This window comes from Bartonella tribocorum, assembly GCF_002778015.1.
Lineage (GTDB): Bacteria > Pseudomonadota > Alphaproteobacteria > Rhizobiales > Rhizobiaceae > Bartonella > Bartonella tribocorum_B.
Map to the genome: position 1 here is coordinate 230695 of NZ_NJPP01000001.1, position 19004 is coordinate 249698.

Consider the following 19004-nt stretch of genomic DNA (forward strand, 5'->3'; position numbering starts at 1 on the left):
TACCTTTTAAAAGGAATCTCAATCAACACTTCAAGTGTTTTAACTAACATAAGCGCTAATTGAGGAAGCAACACATAAAATAGCAAGAATAATCAAGCCCAAATAGATTTTGGGCTTGTCAAACAGAACGGCAAAAGCAGAAAACCAACCAATAATAGCTGCGGCTAATGCAAATAAAAAACCTGGTTTATTCATCAATACAATATGCATTGTCATTAAACCACCAATAATCAGCGCTCCAAAAACAATGAGCAAACCTGTTGCAAACTTTTCATAATCATCCATAGTTCGTTCCTTATAGCGCTTAAATTATTACATACTTTTTAACGCATATGCCCATAAAGGCGAAATGTTTTTTTATTGAATATGGTTAAAACGGGGCTTTCTCTTATTGATTGGATGTAAAAAATGCGGGGATATGCTTTGGCCAACACCAAGGTAAAATTGCAATCAAATCAAAGCGTACAGATAAAAGGGCATAATCTTTTTGTCGTGCGAGCCAAATATCGGCGGCTGCCTCAATTCGCCTTTCATTCATTCGGGAAACTGCCTCCATTGCTTCAGCTAACGTTGAACGTGCTTTAACTTCAACAATTAACACAAGATTTCCGCGTCGTGCAATTAAATCAATTTCCCCACACTTTGTTTTAAAACGCATTTCAGCAATGTGAAATCCTTTTAAACGCAACCACCAAGCGGCCAATTTTTCTGCACGAACTCCCCGATAAAAAGACTTTTGTCTCTGTTTTTTTTGTATCATCTTACGCATTATTTTACACATTTTTTAGAAAAATCAATCGCTGAAAAAGTTCCTGTTTTTTCAAACCGGTCTTTTTTGCAACAAAAGCTGCTGCTTGAGCAGCAGAATGTGTCCGTGCGCGTTCTAATAACATTTCATTAATTTCTTTATCACTTATCACATTTAAAGAAGGAGATGATGATTCTCCAACAAGCACAACTATTTCCCCACGAATCTGTGTCTGTTTTCTATAACTTTCCAACAAATTTCCCAAATTAGAAACGTCTATCGTTTCAAACTTTTTTGTTAATTCACGACAAATTGCAGCAGGTCGATCCGCTGAAAAAAAAGTTATCATATCTTGTAAAGTTTCAACAAGACGATGCGGTGATTCATAAAAAATCAAAGTTGCTGGAATCTCTTTTAATTGTCCCAATCGTTTTTGACGCTGTCCTTTGCGTGCACTTAAAAAACCTGCAAAGAAAAAGCTATCTGTAGGAAGCCCTGTTGGTGTTAGAGCAGCTAAAAGGGCTGATGCTCCAGGGATTGGAACAATTTTATGACCTTCCTTACGGGCTTCTTCGACTAATCGAAATCCAGGATCAGAAATAAGTGGTGTTCCTGCATCTGAAACAAGCGCTACCGTTTTTTTTTCCGCTAAAGCCGCTAAGAGCTTCGAACCTGCTTTTTGCGCATTATGTTCATGATAGAGAAAAGGTTTTTTTTGAATACCGTAACGTTCCAACAAAACACGTGTTACACGGGTATCTTCACACGCTAAAATATCAACGCCTGCCAGAACTTGTAAAGCACGAAGCGTAATATCTGCAAGATTTCCGATAGGTGTTGCCACAAGATAAAGCCCTGATTCTATGACAGGAGCCGAATAAGCATGCGCACCTATAAAATATGTATTCTCACACATACTCTTTTCTTTTCATAAAATTTTCCTGACTATGAAATGTTATCAATATGTTATCCATACTCATAACACCTTATAGGCCATTTTTTCTCATTTTTACCAGAACATTTTTATCGTTATAAAGGCTTATCTTTTTCGAATAATCAGTTATATTACAATAGGATAATATCATATTTAATACCTTCTTCTAACATTATCACTTAATTTTTGAGCACTATTGTTTTTTCCAGTAAAATAAATTCCAGATATAACTCCTATCAGCTCTATAATTTTCTATAAAGTTTTTCCTTCTTTATCTATGCACCATATCATACTTGGCTGAGCTCTTTATAAAAGCTAAGCTTGCTAGATTATTCCCATAATGGCTATCTTTCAAAAGCTTCATTGATATTTTCTTCTAAGAAAACGTAAACAGCCTCTTTTGAAATACAAATAGCTAATTTTATGATTATTGATCAAACATAAGTTCTTTTCAGTAAAATATTTCATTTTGGCCTATTCTCTATACCCTTAACCATATAAGGCATATTTTAGAAACTTTTAAGGTTTGTTTTTATCTTAATATTTTGATTTATAAAGAATAATTTATTATTTTGCAAGTTTAGTAAAAAACTTAAAATTATCTCATTTCAACTTTTCTTATCATCAATGAAATAAAATCATTTTTGTCCATTACAGGTAAGATTGGAAAGCAAATAAAGGCGTGTAAAAAAGCAGTAAAATACCTTTTAAAACCACGCAAAGGCTATCTCAATCGTGAGGCTCACAGAAAAAATAATGCTGTAAGCTTGTCCTTTTTATTTAAATAAAAATGGTATTTATACGGTAGATTTTATACACTTTACGGGAATTTTGATGTGATATATCTATAGCCAATGTCACAAAATAAATGGTCCAATATGCATTGAGAGATATCTCTTTAAAACAAGCCCGCAAATGAACAAAACAGGCCTTTTTTATTTTGGACACCCTATCTTTTTTGAAAAAAATGCTTCCATCAAAAAGTGCAAGTAATAAAAACGTAAGATAAAGAGTCATCTCCCACCTTTAAAAGGTATTGCAATGCTTTTGAAAGTTATAAAACCGAATGGACAGATGATGGTTAAAGAGGAAAATTTCTTTTTCAGGCTTTATATTATCTTAAAATGGACTGTATTTTCAATGAGCTTGATTTTTGTTTTAGAGATTATTCGAATAATATATGCGCTATTTTTGTTTTAGCGATAAAAACTGGAATGGCTTGTGGGGTTTTTATTCATCTTAATTTCTGTTTCAAAGATACTGTTAGGATAAATTTGAATGTTGATTTACCAGCAAAAGTAAAAGCAAAAGTTTTATGAGGAAAACAACACTATAAAAACGCGTGTCGTCATGAAAGCTATTTTTTTAGCGATAGTCTTCAAGGCTTAGCATCTGCTTATTCTTATGGTGTTTGTACATATTCATTTTCATTGCAGTATATTGATAAAGGTTAGATGCAAGGTGACCATCCTTGATGCAAAAATAAAAGGTTGATGTGATATTAAAGATTTTTGCGTGTTCTTATCAGCAGAAACATTGAAAGGGTTTGAACAAGCATGCTCTTTTATCTCGCAATGTTTTTTCTACCTTTGTCTGTGGGCAGCTTGAGTTGGCATTCCTTGGCAAAGTGTAGGAAATAAAATTAAAGCGCATCTCGATAGATTTTTTCTGCGTCATGTAGGTTTGTAAGCTGAAACGACTTGATGTTCTTTATGAGGGGCTAAAAGTTTTTTGGACCATGGAGAAGAGGAAGAAAGTGGAACGAGGGCTTATTTCCCTTTAGATTTTTGAGAGCCACGGCTGTTTCTTTATCCCAGAATGATTGAGATACCTTCGTTATTATTTTGTCATTGAGACAAAAAATTTTCGATAAAAATATATTGTGTGTTTCTGTTGAAAAAAGTCATGCGGTAGAGAGTATATTTTATTATAAAAATAGAGTCCATTTTACCTTGTGAAAGAATATATAAAGATGATCAGATAGATTTCTGATTTGAGGAAAAAATTTTTATTCATTGCATTTTTTATATTTTAATTTTAGCAGCATGAGCAATGATTGTATTTGGGGATTACATATTGGGATAGAAGGGCCCCTCGCTGCCTTGCGGACAGGTCCAAGTGATGTTTTGGTTTGGATCTTTGATGTCGCATGTTTTACAATGTATACAATTTGAAGCGTTGATCATATAAGTTAGATGATCCTTATACTCTAGCCATTCGTATACAGCGGCGGGGCAATAGCGTGTGGAAGGCCCTCCATAGATTGCATATTCGGAGTCCTTTTGTTTTTCTAATGAGGCTATTTTTAAATGGCAAGGTTGATTTTCTTCATGCTGTGTATTGGAAAGGGCAACACTTGTAAGGCGGTCAAAAGTGATAACACCATCGGGTTTTGGGTAAGCAATGGGTTGGAATTTTTCTGCTGGTTCAAAACAGGCATAATCTTCCTTGCCATGGGAGAGTGTTTTAAATAAAGAAAATCCGAACAGTTGTTGCCACCACATATCAAAGCCGGCAAGTTTAATCCCATATTTTGTGCCATATTTTGTCCAAAGCGGTTTGGCATTTCGCACTTTATAAAGATCTTTGCCAATGGGCCCTTTTCGCCATTGTTCTTCGATTTCTTTGACCTCATCATGGGAACGACCTTGCGCAAGAGCCGGAGCGATTTTATCGGCGGCTAAGATGCCAGATAAGATGGCGTTGTGTGATCCTTTGATACGAGGAACATTGACAAAGCCAGCAGAGCAGCCAATAAGCGCGCCACCAGGAAAGGTGAGTTTTGGTACAGATTGCCACCCTCCTTCACTGATAACACGTGCACCATAGGAAAGACGCTTTGCTCCTTTGAAAATTTCATAGAGTTTTGGATGTGTTTTAAAACGTTGAAACTCTTCAAAGGGAGAAAGATAAGGATTTTTGTAATCTAAGTGCACAACAAAACCGACAGAAATGACATTGTTTTCTTGATGATAAAGAAAACCGCCTCCACCGGTATGATTGTCTAAGGGCCAACCGGTGAAATGTTGCACTAAACCGTGTTGGTGTTTTTTTGGTTCAATTTCCCAGAGTTCTTTGAGTCCCAGACCAAATTTTTGGGGTTCACGATTTTGGCTGAGGTTGAAAATTTGTATCAGTTGCTTTGCAATTGAGCCGCGTGCCCCTTCCGCAATCAGAGTATATTTTGCCAATAACGCCATACCAGGCATATAATTTTTTCCAGGGGTTCCATCTTTATTAAGTCCCATATCACTGGTGAGAACACCAATGATGGCTCCGCTCTCATTCTGGATGGGTTCTGTTACGGAAAAACCAGGATAAATTTCAACACCCAGCGCTTCGGCTTTTTTGCTTAGCCAGCGGCAAACGCTCCCAAGTGAAACGATATAACATCCGTTATTGGATAAAATTTTGGGTTGCAAAATATTGGGCAATCGTGTTGCTTTTTGAGGCTTTAGAAAAAAAAACTGGTCATGGGTAACAGGGGTTGTGAAGGGGTGGTCGTGGTCATTTCTCCATTCTGGTAAAAGTGTATCGATACCGATAGGGTCAACAACGGCGCCAGAGAGAATATGAGCCCCCACTTCTGTCCCTTTTTCAACAATTGTGATAGAAAGTTCAGGATTAATTTGTTTCAGACGAATGGCAGCAGCAAGCCCTGCAGGACCTGCTCCGACAATGACGATGTCAAACTCCATACTTTCACGCTGATCATGCAAAGGTGCTTTCATGGTTTATAAAGCTTTCTCCAATTCTGGAATAGTTTGGCGTGGATTGCCCAAAAGAGGTGAAACAACGATTTGCATGGCGAAAAGTTCTATTGATATTGGCTCTGTTTTAACAATGACTTTGTTAAAGATTTTGTTAAATTTCTTCTTTTCGTGTTGAAGATGCAGAGGTGCTTTCATAGCTTATAAAGCTTTCTCCAATTCTGGAATAATTTGGTGGAGATCACCGACAAGGGCATAATCGGCAATTTGCATAATGGGCGCTTCTTCATCTTTATTAATGGCAACAATAATTTGTGCATCCATTATACCGGCTAAATGTTGGATTGCACCGGAAATGCCAACGGCGATATAGAGTTTAGGGGCAACGACTTTTCCTGTTTGTCCAATTTGCCAATCATTGGGCGCATAGCCTGCGTCAACTGCTGCGCGGCTAGCACCTAACGCCGCATTTAATTTGTTCGCAAGAGGAAGAAGAAGGGCCATAAATTGTTCTTGTGAACCAAGGCCACGCCCGCCTGAGATAATAACTTGTGCTGAGGTAAGATCAGGACGATCATTTTTATTGGTTTCTGCTTTTACGAAAGAAGAAAGATTGGGATTGAGAGCTGGTGTTATTGCTTTAATGGGCGCAGAATTGTTTTGAGAAGGTGTTGGTGTGAAAGAGGCTGTGCGAATGGTTATAATCTTTTTAGGGTCATTGCTGCGGACAGTTTCAAGCGCATTGCCTGCATAAATGGGTCGTTTGAAGGTATTGGGTGAAAGAACGGCGGTAATATCTGAAATTTGCATAAGATCAAGAAGAGCAGCTACGCGCGGCATCACATTTTTTCCAGTGCTGCTGGATGGGGCCATGATCACATCATAATCATTTGCTAACGTGATGATTGTATCGGCCATAGGTTCGGCAAGTTGATGGGCTAAATAGTCTGCTTTTGCAATAAGAACTTGTCGCACACCATTAAGTTTAGCACTCTTTTCCGCTATCGTTTGAATGTTTTCTCCGCAAATCAAAATATCGATATCGCTCTTGAGTGCGTGCGCAGCTGTGAGCGCTTTTGCAGTTTCTTCTGTATTATGATCGGCCAATAAAAGAATTGCCATAAGTTTTTTCCCTTTATATATGCGTATTGCTTTTATTCTAGAGAATATTAAATGCAGTTTTTTTGTTTTAGTGCACTGACAAGCTCTGCCACATTAGCAATTTTAATTCCAGATTGACGGGGTTTTGGCTCTTCAACACTTAAAATTGTTAAGCGTGCTTTTGTATCGATGCCAAGATCAGCAAGAGCTTTTTGTTCAATGATTTTCTTTTTTGCTTTCATGATATTGGGCAGAGAGGTGTAACGCGGTTCATTGAGCCGGAGATCGGCAGTCATAACCATGGGAAGGGGAAGGTAAAGGGTTTGTGTTCCATTATCGACTTCACGAGTAACGGTAGCATGTCCATTTTCTATGCTAAGATGTGAGGCAAAAGTTGCCTGTCCCCAACCAAGAAGAGCGGCGAGCATCTGTCCTGTTTGGTTGCTATCGTCATCAATTGCTTGTTTGCCTAAAAAAACCATATCGGGTTTTTCTGCATCAACAATGGCTTTGAGAACCTTAGCGATGCTTAAGGGTTCAAGTGTTTGATCTGTTGTGACAAGAAGGGCGCGATCAGCCCCCATTGCAAGTCCTGTTCGTAAAGTTTCTTGGGCGGCTTCTGGTCCAATAGAAACAAGAACAACTTCTGCAATTTTACCGGATTCTTTCTGGCGAATTGCCTCCTCAACGGCTATTTCGTCAAAAGGATTCATAGACATTTTTACGTGAGACAGATCAACGCCCGTGCTATCAGGCTTGACGCGTATCTTGATGTTATAATCAACAACACGTTTGACAGCGACAATTATCTTCATGATGATCCTCTTTGTTTGTATGATCACAAGTTTATAGCAATACGCATAAGAAACCAAATTGTTTAGAATAAAGTCTTATTTATAACTTGTGTTTTTTTTCATATAAGCTTTTTTCATGTGTACTTGTACTTTCTTGTCGTTATTTTCAATCTGCATCTCTTCTGCATTTTTATAATTGCCTTATTTGCTTGAATAAAAAATAAAAAAATCAATCTGTTTTGTGAGAATATCCTTTTTTCGTTTCATATGCTCTGTTTATGATGGCACTATAGGGACTTTATGCAATGAAAAATTAAGTGACAAAAATAAAAATGGGGGAATGAGTTTACACCTCAGATCTTGAGGAAGAAAAATTAAAGATCTTTTTTTCAAATATCTAGGATAAATATTAAGCAAATATTTGGGATGAATGGTGGAAAAATATTTCCCAAAAAAAGTTTTTAGGCGTTCTTAAAGCTCTATTTACTAAAATAGAGCATAGTTTTTATCATTTCTTGCGATTCTTTTCAAAAAGGTTAATGAGGGGTAGGCATTTGTGAATACGAAGGGTCATACGATAGACCAAGCATCTAATCAAGTTCGGGGTGATCAATTTTCTTCTTTTATTGAGCAGAAGGAGAGAATGGATACGCCTGTGGAAGTAACAATGTCGGACATTGCTCAAAAATTACGCATTGTTTATGCTCAAATGAAAATGAAACATTTGCTTCGTTCTTTAAACCCACAGGTTTCTTTCGAAGAGCATTTTAAATCTTATTTAGATGATATTAGTCGGGCCATCTTGGCTGAACATTATATCCGTCGTCAAAAGGAAAAAAGACTTTTTGAGTCTTTAGAGCAGATTAAAACACTTGTGCAAAATTTGCAGAGTGAAAAAAAAAGCTTAAAAGAAGCAGCGGTAACACGACGTGTATCTCATTCAAAATCACCTGATTCTGTTGTACAAAAACTTGCTCATATGGAATGTGGGGGCAATCAAGAACGCTTATTTCTTCAAAAGGTGCAAAACTTTTCAAGACAAAACAATATAACGCTACTCCAAACAAATGTTGAAAATGTGTTGCAGCAAGAAAATAGAAGCTCTGTGTCCAGTGATGGTATTTTTCCCAAGGATAGCAAGAGTACACTTTTGCCAAGTGATGCTTTGAAGTCTTCTTTTAAAAAGACTGAAGAAACAGAGGAGCGTACTGTGATAGAAGAAAAGGGTATGGAGGGGTCAGTATCTCATCATTGTATTGAGGAAGATTTTTCTCCTGCTTTAAAGACACAGTTTCGGCGATATGTCTCATTTTTATCTTGTTTTGTAAAAAAAAGTGCCCTTTGTTTTTTTACCATTGCATTTGTGGTCGCGATAACGTTATGTTTTTATAGCTTTTTAAAAGGAGCTCATTTTTTTTATTTTTTATGATGTTGATGTTAATAGATGTGAAATGTATTGCGCATTCGTGATTGCGCGAAAGCTATAGCAATTAGATTTATCCTTTTAAACACACAACAAAGATTATTGGAAAAGAGGATAGATGGAGAAAGATCTCCAATTATTAAAAAGCCTCAAATTATCTTAAAAGGTCTGTCAGTGAGTATTTATTTACCAATTGCTGAAATGTCACTCAATATGCTGATCTTGATTGGCATGGGAGTCGTTGCTGGTTTTTTTTCAGGTCTTTTTGGCATTGGTGGTGGTTTTCTTATCACGCCTTTATTGATTTTTTATAACATTCCTCCTGCTATTGCTGTTGGAACAGGTGCTAACCAGATGATTGCATCATCTGTAACGGGGGCAATTACACATTTTAGACGACGGACGCTTGATCTCAAACTTGGTATTCTTTTAGCGATTGGAGGAGGCGGTGGTTCATTAATCGGGATTCAGATTTTTTCTGTTTTGAAAAAGTTAGGTCAATTAGACCTAATGATTTCGCTTCTTTATGTGATTCTTCTTGGAAGTATAGGAAGCTTGATGATCGTTGAAAGTTGGTATGATATGATGCGCAAGCATAAGGCAGGAAAAGCCAATGTTCGTCTTGCAGGTCGACACCGACATAACTGGATTCATCGCTTACCATTAAAAATGCGCTTCCGGACATCTATGATCTATGTCAGTATTATTCCAGTGTTAGGAATTGGTCTCATTGTGGGGTTGTTGTCTTCTATTATGGGGATTGGTGGGGGATTCTTTATGATACCGGCATTGATTTACCTTTTGCGTGTTCCAACCAGTGTCGTGATAGGGACTTCACTTTTTCAGATTACATTTGTGTCTTCTTTCACGACAGTTTTGCAAAGTATGACTCATCAGTCCGTTGATATTGTTTTGGCTTTTTTGTTAATGCTTGGAGGAAGTATTGGTGCGCAATATGGAACACGGGCGGGACGGAAGTTAAAGGCTGAACAATTGCGTATGGCACTTGCATGTTTGGTGTTAATTGTGTGTATGCGTCTTGCTTTTCAATTATTTATACGCCCTGATAATCTTTTCTCTTTGGATATTCTTATGAGATAAAAATGGGTAGATTATTTTCTTTATGCATCATTGCAAGTTGCTTTTGTTTTGTTTCTTTTTCTACATGGTCACATGTTGGGACGACAGCAACATTTATTGATCAAGCTGATCACGAAACTGTCCAAATTATCGTCACAACAAATACGATTACGGTGGATGCTAATTTTGCTGGTCGTGATCTTTATATTGCTGGTGTTTTGGAAAATATTGATCCATTATATTCTCGACAAAACCGTTATGATGTTGTTGTAAGCCTGGAAGGACAAACCCGGCCAATGGTCATGCGAGAAAAAAAACGCAATGCCGGTGTATGGGTTAATACAGATTCCCTTATTTTTAAAAATGTTCCTCTTTTTTATTCTATGGTCACAACGCGTGAAATCGATGATATTACCAGCATTGAAGATTATAAACGTTTAGGGTTGGGGTTACTCTATTTGCCATTGCAGACAGATGAGAAAGATCGGAAAAAAATACAAATCTTTCGTGATGAACTTATAGAGCTGCAAAAAGCTAAGAGCCTTTATTATGAAGAAGTAGGCGGTATTCGTTTTGGTTCTGATACACTTTTTACAGCGCATTTTCGTTTACCAGCCAATATTCCTGTCGGACATTATAAGGCTCGTGCTTATCTTTTTCGTGATGGGCAGTTTATTGATAGTGCAACAACGACTCTTGAAATTGTTAAAGCACATATCGCTTATACAATTTTCGATATAGCGCACAAGTATCGTTTTTTATATGGTATCGTTGCGGTGATTATCGCTGTGAGCACAGGATTTTTATGTCGTTTGATTTTTCGAAAAGATTAGCGCAAGAAAAATATGTAAGGCGTTTATTTTTTATGAAAAATGCGCAAGATAAGAAAAATAGGCACAACAATAATAGCGCCCATCATGGTTATATGGAAGAAGTTTTTAAACGTTATAAATCCTGTTTTCCATAAAGAGTGAAGAAAATCTGTTATTTTCTGTATAAGGTTTTGAGGTGTCCATCCAAAAAAATTCATTATAATACCTATGAAGAATGAAAGAATAAGTAATTTTAGACTGACACGGTTTAGTGTTCCTCCAAGAAATCTATGAAAAGAATTTGACAATTTTTTCTTTCTGTTCATTTAAATATACTTTCGAATCTCTTGTGTTTTTGTTGCATTATCATCATACAGAGATTTTATTATCATAAAGGAAAAATATTTTCTTATTTTTTCACGAGCTTTTTATTAATTTAATATCAGTGCTGGTTGTTGAAATATACGCATGTTCTATTGTATTTTCTGCGATATTTTCATGGCACTTATTTTTATTTAAGTGAAGAAAATTCCTTTTGTTTTTAAGAATTTGTAAGGGAATTTTATAACGTTTTGATATTTTTCATCAGGGTAAATGTTCTCATCCGTTAAAGATTTTGTAACGGACTTATTATTAGTTCGTGTATAGAAATAATATTTCAAGGCAGTTTACTTAAAAAAAGACTATCTATTCTGATAAGGGTGTGCTTATATAAGTATTATATTTAGATATTTCAACCTTAGTGAATTGAAAAGATATTTTTTTCTGAAAAATGCAAGCAATGAATTGAGTGTTGTTAAAGAAGCAAAGATATTAAAATAGAACGTTGAAAAAGTTTTGTTTTGTACGAGTATGTGAGTGAATATTAGGGGGCGTGGTGCCCATGCTCTTTTTGTTTTGAAATAAGATATTTTATTTTGAAATAATATATAATGAGGAGCTTATTATTTAGCGGGGAAGTATAGAAAAATTCAAAACTCCTCTTGTAAAAAGGGGGGAGAGGTGGTTGATGTTGAAAAATGGGTGAATTTTCTTGTTTTGTTGAAAGTTCAAATTGTTGTTAAGGCTTTTTATTATTAAGGGTTATTAAGGTGTTTGCGCTAAGAGGGGGCCTTTGATAATGTAAAAGATGCTAGAGGAAAAAAGGGGCAAGCTTACTCGACAAAAGAGAAATGATCTTTGTCTTATAGGCTTCAATAGTAGACGTTGTGATATCACCAGTAGATTTTGTTATCGGTTATACCATTTATTGTATATTAAATTGTTTTTCGGTGCATATTGGAGGGGGAGCTTATAAGTATGGTAGGAGGTGTGGTTGGTAAGGAGTATTGTTTAAAAGTTGTAAACCTTTGTCTTTCAGAGCCTATGGTTCGTCTAAACTTGTTATTTTGCACGTTCTTATTGCGTGGGGAATTTATACAATAAACGTTAAAAGGAAAAGTCTATGAACTTGAAAAGAAAAATATTGAAAAGTAGCGGCTCTCTTGTTTCTGTTCTTATGGCATTGGGAATGGTTGTACAACAGGCTTCAGCAAAAACACCGGCTAATACTCTTGTGATGGCTTGGAATATTGACGCAATCAGTACATTTGATCCTGCGCAACTTACGGATGTTTATGGAAGTGAAATTGTTCGCAATGTTTGTGATAACTTGGTGAGTGGTGCTACAGACAATCCTGCTAAAATGGTTCCATCTTTAGCAACACATTGGGATGTTTCAGGGGGTGATAACAGTACGGTCATTACTTTTCATTTGCGTGATGGTTTGAAGTTTAATGATGGGAGAGAAGCCAACGCCAATGATCTTGTTTGGGGAATGAAGCGGGTTGTCAAATTGAAGATGGGTAATGCGGCAATTTTTAATGAATATGGAATTACAGAGCAAAATGTTGATGATGCTTTGCAAGCCCCTGATGAAAAAACAGTGGTGATGAAATTTGATAAGCCTTATCCAGTAGAGCTTATTCTTAATAATATTGTTGCAAGTCCTGCGACAGCTTTGCTTGATCGTAAGACAATTATGAAGCATGAAAAAGATGGTGATATGGGAAATCAGTATTTGAAAGCACATGCTGCTTGTGTTGGTCCTTATCAATTAAAAAGTTGGCGCCCTGGAGAGTCCCTTTTGTTGCGTGCAAGCGTCCATTATTGGGGAGAAGCACCGAAACTGAAGCAGATTCTCATTCGCCATGTTGCGGAGCCTGGAACACAACGTTTGTTGTTGCAAAAGCACGATATTGATGTTGCTCGTGATTTGACGCCTGAAGATCTTACAGATCTCAAAAAAACAACAGATGTTAAAATCGAAGAAGTCTTAGAGCCATCTATGATGTATTGGGGATTCAACATGACAAATCCCATTTTTGCTAAGGAAAAAGTACGCTTGGCGATGCGCTATCTCATAGATTATGAAGGTCTTGGCAAGAAACTTCTCAAAGGTGTTGGTGTTCCACGGGCAAGTTTTATTCCTCTTGGAAATCTTGGGGCTTTAGATGAAAAAGAAGGACAACCCTTTAAGCTTGACATTCAAAAAGCCAAGCAACTGTTAGCAGAGGCTGGTTATCCAAATGGCTTTGAGGCAAATTTTCTTGTATCAAATACTCCTTATAGGCTGTTACTTGCCCAGTCCATTCAAGATAGTGCTGCACAGGCAGGGGTGCGTCTTAAAATTGAGCGTTTGGCAGGTACGCAGTTGTTTTCCAAACTTTATGCACGGGCTTTTGATACGATTTTTGTTGGATGGAATAATGATTCTGCGGATCCTCATACCATGGCTTCACGTCTTATTTATAATCCGGATAATCGATTTGAGGCAAAAAATACAGCCTATCCTAGTTGGCAGCATGGGTATTTTGATGAAGATATGAATAAAAAAGTTGATGAGGCGCTGTTTCAAAAAGATTCAGAAAAACGGGCGAAAATCTATACTGATTTACAACGTGAATTGATGCAAAAAGGGCCTTATGCGTTTATCTTTCAGAAATATACTGTTATCGCGATGACACCTGATGTCAAAAAATGGGTTTGGAATAGTGCGCCACAGATTTTTTATAATAAAATTGAAAAATAACGTGTCTTCAAAGCTATCAAATAGATAAAAAACATAGCCATAATATATATTCGGCGTTTTGCATAAGTTTTCGAGCTTTACAATACGTCGAATTTATGGCTGAGGCGTATGTGTGTTATTGAATGTCTTTTCAAGATATTCTGTTAAGAGAGATTTTTTATTGCTCATTGGAGATGTGTTTGCGTGAATATTAAGATTACCACTTTCAGTCTTAAGTGAAATAAAAAATGATAAATTTGTCGGTTAAAGAAACGAGCACACTGAATATAAGCAGAATTTAGTATTTTGTAGAAAAAGCGGGGAACCTTAAAATGTGCTATTGAGAAAAAATTTGAGTATATGCAAGTGATTTGCGGGAATATGGCATTATTGTGAAGCTGATGTTTCAGATTACACTGCTTTTCCTTAAAAAAATGATGAAATGCTGAGATTGTCCTTTAGTGTGGGGTTTTAGAAAACCCGAATTTCCTTGTGATAAAGGAGAGGAGTGACCATGGTGCGTACTATACTTATGAGGATTGTCAAAATATCAAAGAATTATTGAAGCTTTTAAAGCAAGCGAAGTTGGTGCTCTGAGAACTCTTTTGAGAAAATCGCCAAAAGACTTTTAAAGCAGAAGTCCTATTTGATGCGATAAAGAAAGTCTTTGGCTTGTATGGTCAAAGTTATAGGTGTTGTGACATCACCAACAGATGCTGTCATTTATGGTATTACTCATTGTTTATCAGATCATTTTCCGTTGTCTCTTTTGGCGTTAGCTTGCCAATATCGCCCAAGGGGCTGTTCCTGCTGTTTAAAAGGTTCGATATTTTATCTTTAGGAGGTGTGTTTTAAAAGCCTGATCTTTTTATTTTTGCACGTTCTTGTTGCAAGGGAAATTTATACAATAAACGTTAAAAGGAAAAGTTTATGAACTTGAAAAGAAAGATGTTAAAAGGGGGCAGTTCTTTTGTTTCTGCTCTTATGGCTTTGGGGATGTTTGTGCAACAGGTTGGAGCAAAAACACCTGCTGATACCCTCGTGATGGCTTGGGATCTTGATGCGATCAGTAATTTTGATCCTGCGCAGCTTAATGACCGGTATGGCGCTGAAGTTGTTATCAATGTTTGCGACAATTTGGTTGATTCTGCTAAAAATGATGCCGCTAAAATCATTCCTCTTTTGGCAAAGAGTTGGGACGTTTCAGATGAGGGTGGGGGTACAGTCATTACTTTTCATTTGCGTGATGGCTTGAAGTTTAATGATGGTCGGCCTGCTGGTGCTCATGATCTTGTTTGGGGGATGAGGCGGGTTGTCAAATTGAAGCTATCTAATGCGGCAACTTTTAATGAATATGGGATTACAGAGCAGAATGTTGATGAGGCTTTTCAAGCACCCGATGAAAAAACGGTGGTGATGAAATTTGATAAACCTTATCCAGCAGAGCTTATTCTGAGCAATATTTCTAGGAATCGCACTGTTGCTTTGCTTGATCGTGAAACACTTATGAAACACGAACAAGATGGTGATATGGGAAATCGCTATTTGGCAAGCCATGCTGCTTGTGTTGGTCCTTATCAGTTAGAAAGTTGGCGTCCTGGAGAAGGGATTTTGTTGCGAGCAAGTACCCATTATTGGGGAGAGGCACCCAAATTGAAGAAGATCTTAATTCGTCATATTGCAGAGCCTGGAACACAACGTTTATTGTTGGAAAAACACGATATTGATGTGGCCCGTAATTTAACGCCAGAGGATATAGCAGATCTTCAAGCAACAACAGATATTAAAATTGAAAAAGTGTTGGCTCCATCCCTGATAGTGTGGGGATTCAATGTGACAAATCCAATTTTTGCCAATGAAAAAGTGCGTTTGGCAATGCGCTATCTTATCGATTATGACACTTTGGGAAAGACTCTTCTTAAAGATGTTGGCATTCCACGGGCAAGCTTTATTCCTCTTGGGAATTTTGGAGCTTTGGATGAAAAAGAAGGGCAACCTTTTAAACTTGATCTTGAAAAAGCTAAGCAGCTTTTAACTGAGGCGGGTTATCCAAATGGTTTTGAGGCCAATATTTTTGCAGGGAAATCTCCTTATCCTTTTGCTTTGCCTATTGCTCAGTCACTCCAAGACAATGCAAAAAAGATAGGTGTGAACTTTAAGATTGAACATTTTATCGGGACACAGTTGTTTTCAAAACTTTATGCACGTGGCTTTGATACAATTTTTATAGGATGGAATAATTCTTCTTCGGATCCTCATACAATGGCTTCACGTTTTATTTCAAATCCGGATAATCGGTTTGAGGCTAAAAACACAGGTTATCCTAGTTGGTGCCACGGCTATTTTGATGAAGATATGAATAAGAAGGTGCAAGATGCTCTCTTTCAAAAAGATCCACAGAAGCGGGCCCAAATGTATGCTGATTTGCAGCGTGAATTTATGCAAAAAGGACCTTATGCTTTTATCTATCAGACATATAATACTGTTGCTATGACGCCTGATGTAAAAAAATGGGTGTGGAATGGAGCACCGCGTATTTTTTATAATGCCATTGAAAAATAAGAGTGTCTTCAATACTGTCAAATAGATAAAGAGTATCATCATGATATCTTCGACGTTTTGTATAAGTTTTCAAGCTTTGCAATACGTCGAAGATCGTGGATAAGCGGAGGTATGTTTCTGAGTTTCTTTTCAAGATTTCTATTTTAAAAGGACTTTTTTATTCTCATTAAAGATGTATTTGCATGGATATTTAAAACTGAATATTTCAATTTCCATAAATTGATGAAGTGGTCAATTTATTGAGAGAAAAAACAAGTACAACGAATGTTGCGGAATTTACTGTTTTCGAAATAGCAGGGGCTTTAAAACGTGTTGTTTAAGAGAAGTTTGGTTATGTGCAGGTCCTTGGGGGAGATATTAGGTTACCATGGTTCTCATGCTTTGGATTACGCGTGTTTTACCTTAAAAGATGATAAAGCCACAATTGGAGGGTGTTATTTTATGGGGAGTGATGAAAAATTCAAATTCCCTCTTGAAGAAGGGGAGTCAATGATTCATTTTTGGAAAATTACAGTTTCTCTTAGGATCATCAAATTATCAATTTTTTTGGCTCTTGAAGCAACGGAAGTTGGGTTTTTGCAACACTTTTTCAGAAAATCGAAAAAAGAAATTGGAAGAAGAAAATCTGTTTGATGAAGCATGAGGAAATTTGAACTGATATATCCCAAATTGTAAGCGCTATGATATCACCAGTAGTGATTGTTATGCTTGATATTTTCATTTTATATCAGATCATTTTCTGTTGCATATTTGGGGTTCGCCTATACCTGCTCAGAGGGACTGGGTGGTTGGTAAGCGGCGGTGGCTGTTGAGTTTTTTATTTTATTTCGAGGAGGTATGTTTTCTAAGTCTGACCTTATTATGTCTTGCACGTTATTATTGCATAGATAACTTATACAACAAACGTTAAAAGGAAAAGTCTATGAACTTGAAAGGAAAAACATTGAAAGGAAGCAATTCTTTTGTTTCTGTTGTTATTGCACTGGGGATGTTTGCGCAACAAGCTTCAGCAAAAACACCTGCCGATACGCTTGTGATGGCTTGGAATCTTGATTCAATAAGTACATTTGATCCTGCACAAATTAATGACCGTTATGGTAATGAAGTTCTTGTCAATGTTTGTGATAATTTAGTTGAACCAGCTAAAGATAATGCAGCTAAACTTGTTCCCTCTTTAGCAAAAAGTTGGGATGTTTCAAGTGATGATCAGCATACGGTGATTACTTTTCATTTGCGCGATGGTTTGAAATTCAACGATGGTCGTCCTACAAATGCCAATGATCTTATTTGGAGCATGAAACGGGTTGTTAAATTGAAGATGGCTACTGCGGCGACATTTAATGAATATGGTATCACAGAGCAGAATGTTGATGAGGCTTTTCAAGCACCCGATGAGAAAACGGTGGTGATGAAATTCGATAAACCTTATCCAGCAGAGCTTCTTCTTAGCCATTTTGCCACTAGTCGTACTCTTGCTTTGCTTGATCGTGAGACACTCATGAAACACGAAAAAAATGGTGATATGGGAAACCGCTATTTGGCAAGCCATTCTGCTTGTGTTGGTCCTTATCAGTTAGAGAGTTGGCGTCCTGGAGAAGGGATTTTGTTGCGTGCAAGTTCCCATTATTGGGGAGAGGCGCCTAAATTGAATAAGATTCTCATTCGCCATGTCGCGGAGCCTGGAACACAACGTTTGTTATTGCAAAAACATGATATCGATGTTGCACGTAATTTGAAGCCAGAGGATTTGGCTGATCTCCAAGCAACAGCGGATATTAAAGTTGAAAGAGTGTTAGAGCCATCCGTAATCATATGGGGGTTCAATGTGACAAATCCAATTTTTGCCAATGAAAAAGTGCGTTTAGCGATGCGCTATCTGATCGATTATGAAGAACTTGGTAAGACCCTTCTCAAAGATGTTGGTGTTCCACGGGCAAGCTTTATTCCTCTTGGGAATCTTGGAGCTTTGAATGAAAAAGAAGGACAACCCTTTAAACTTGATCTTGAAAAAGCCAAGCAGCTTTTAACTGAGGCAGGTTATCCAGATGGTTTTGAGGCTAGGATTTTTGCAGGGACATCTCCATATCCTTTTGCTTTGCCTATTGCTCAGTCTCTCCAGGACAATGCAAAAAAGATTGGGGTGCGTTTTAAAATTGAACGTTTTGTAGGGACACAATTGTTTTCAAAACTATCTGCACGTGCCTTTGATACGATTTTTTACGGCTGGAATAATGACTCTGCCGATCCTCATACCATGGCTTCACGCCTTATTTATAATCCGGATAATCGGTTTGAGACTAAAAACACAGGCTATGCAAGTTGGTGCCATGGCTATTTTGATGAAGATATGAATCAAAAGGTTCAGGATGCGTTATTTGAAAAAGATCCACAAAAACGAGCACAAATGTATGCTGATTTGCAGCGTGAATTTATGCAAAAAGGACCTTATGCTTTTATTTATCAGACCTATCATACTATAGCGATGACATCTGATGTTAAAAAATGGGTTTGGAATAGTGCACCACGTATTTTTTATCATGCTATTGAAAAATAGGATATTTTAAATGTTGTAAGATATAAAATATCATCATGATATCTTCGATGTTTTGCGTATTGTTTAAAAACTTTGCAAAACGTCAAAGGTTATGAATAAAAGAGGGATATGTTGTTGAATGCTTGTTTAAGATATTCTATTTTAAAGAGGTTTTTCATTTTCATGAAAGATGTTTTTGCATGGATTTTAAGATTGAATATTTCAACGTCTTTGAATTGAAAGGGGCCAATTTATTGG

The 19004-nt window shown here is 37.0% G+C and carries 15 protein-coding genes; 7 read left to right on the forward strand and 8 right to left on the reverse strand.

Going from position 1 to position 19004, the window contains the following annotated elements; translation table 11 throughout:
- Positions 1–39: 39 nt before the first annotated feature.
- The 7 genes from CEV08_RS00895 to CEV08_RS00925 all read right to left on the reverse strand — a co-directional run bounded on the left by CEV08_RS00895 (position 40) and on the right by CEV08_RS00925 (position 7308).
- Positions 40–285 carry a hypothetical protein gene (locus tag CEV08_RS00895; RefSeq protein WP_100129906.1) on the reverse strand — a complete coding sequence of 82 codons (246 nt, stop codon included), beginning with the start codon at positions 283–285 and terminating at the stop codon, positions 40–42.
- 103 nt (positions 286–388) lie between these two features.
- The gene (locus CEV08_RS00900; protein WP_180753532.1) at positions 389–757 is read right to left on the reverse strand and encodes a YraN family protein; all 369 of its coding nucleotides are present in this window, start codon (positions 755–757) and stop codon (positions 389–391) included.
- Positions 758–773: 16 nt separating this feature from the next.
- The gene (rsmI, locus tag CEV08_RS00905) at positions 774–1664 is read right to left on the reverse strand and encodes a 16S rRNA (cytidine(1402)-2'-O)-methyltransferase (protein WP_100129908.1); all 891 of its coding nucleotides are present in this window, start codon (positions 1662–1664) and stop codon (positions 774–776) included.
- A gap of 2087 nt (positions 1665–3751) precedes the next feature.
- The gene (locus tag CEV08_RS00915) at positions 3752–5413 is read right to left on the reverse strand and encodes an electron transfer flavoprotein-ubiquinone oxidoreductase (RefSeq protein WP_100129910.1); all 1662 of its coding nucleotides are present in this window, start codon (positions 5411–5413) and stop codon (positions 3752–3754) included.
- A gap of 3 nt (positions 5414–5416) precedes the next feature.
- Positions 5417–5590: a hypothetical protein gene (locus tag CEV08_RS09460; RefSeq protein ID WP_180753531.1), complete on the reverse strand. Its 174-nt coding sequence runs from the start codon at positions 5588–5590 to the stop codon at positions 5417–5419.
- A gap of 3 nt (positions 5591–5593) precedes the next feature.
- The gene (locus tag CEV08_RS00920) at positions 5594–6514 is read right to left on the reverse strand and encodes an electron transfer flavoprotein subunit alpha/FixB family protein (RefSeq protein ID WP_100129911.1); all 921 of its coding nucleotides are present in this window, start codon (positions 6512–6514) and stop codon (positions 5594–5596) included.
- Between the two features lie 47 nt (positions 6515–6561).
- Entirely contained in the window at positions 6562–7308 is a 747-nt protein-coding gene (locus tag CEV08_RS00925) for an electron transfer flavoprotein subunit beta/FixA family protein (protein WP_100129912.1), read from the reverse strand.
- Positions 7309–7843: 535 nt separating this feature from the next.
- Between CEV08_RS00925 and CEV08_RS00930 the strand changes: the two genes are divergently transcribed.
- The 3 genes from CEV08_RS00930 (at position 7844) to CEV08_RS00940 (ending at position 10623) form a co-directional block, all read left to right on the forward strand.
- On the forward strand, positions 7844–8716 hold the full coding sequence (locus CEV08_RS00930) for a hypothetical protein (protein ID WP_100129913.1): 873 nt from the start codon (positions 7844–7846) through the stop codon (positions 8714–8716).
- 168 nt (positions 8717–8884) lie between these two features.
- The gene (locus tag CEV08_RS00935; protein WP_100129937.1) at positions 8885–9811 is read left to right on the forward strand and encodes a sulfite exporter TauE/SafE family protein; all 927 of its coding nucleotides are present in this window, start codon (positions 8885–8887) and stop codon (positions 9809–9811) included.
- Between the two features lie 2 nt (positions 9812–9813).
- On the forward strand, positions 9814–10623 hold the full coding sequence (locus CEV08_RS00940; protein WP_100129914.1) for a TIGR02186 family protein: 810 nt from the start codon (positions 9814–9816) through the stop codon (positions 10621–10623).
- Between the two features lie 23 nt (positions 10624–10646).
- Here the strand turns inward: CEV08_RS00940 and CEV08_RS09760 are convergent, their stop codons facing one another.
- Positions 10647–10928: a DUF6460 domain-containing protein gene (locus CEV08_RS09760; RefSeq protein WP_100129915.1), complete on the reverse strand. Its 282-nt coding sequence runs from the start codon at positions 10926–10928 to the stop codon at positions 10647–10649.
- Positions 10929–12046: 1118 nt separating this feature from the next.
- Here CEV08_RS09760 and CEV08_RS00950 point away from each other — a divergent pair.
- From CEV08_RS00950 to CEV08_RS00965, 4 genes are all read left to right on the forward strand, one after another.
- Positions 12047–13672, forward strand: a complete 1626-nt coding sequence (locus tag CEV08_RS00950; protein ID WP_100129916.1) for an ABC transporter substrate-binding protein — start codon at positions 12047–12049, stop codon at positions 13670–13672.
- 909 nt (positions 13673–14581) lie between these two features.
- Positions 14582–16213, forward strand: coding sequence for an ABC transporter substrate-binding protein (locus CEV08_RS00955; RefSeq protein WP_100129917.1), 1632 nt, complete (start codon positions 14582–14584; stop codon positions 16211–16213).
- A gap of 441 nt (positions 16214–16654) precedes the next feature.
- Positions 16655–16846, forward strand: coding sequence for a hypothetical protein (locus CEV08_RS00960; protein ID WP_143434446.1), 192 nt, complete (start codon positions 16655–16657; stop codon positions 16844–16846).
- A gap of 289 nt (positions 16847–17135) precedes the next feature.
- Complete coding sequence (locus CEV08_RS00965) at positions 17136–18767, forward strand: ABC transporter substrate-binding protein (protein ID WP_100129919.1); 1632 nt, start codon at positions 17136–17138, stop codon at positions 18765–18767.
- Positions 18768–19004 lie beyond the last annotated feature (237 nt).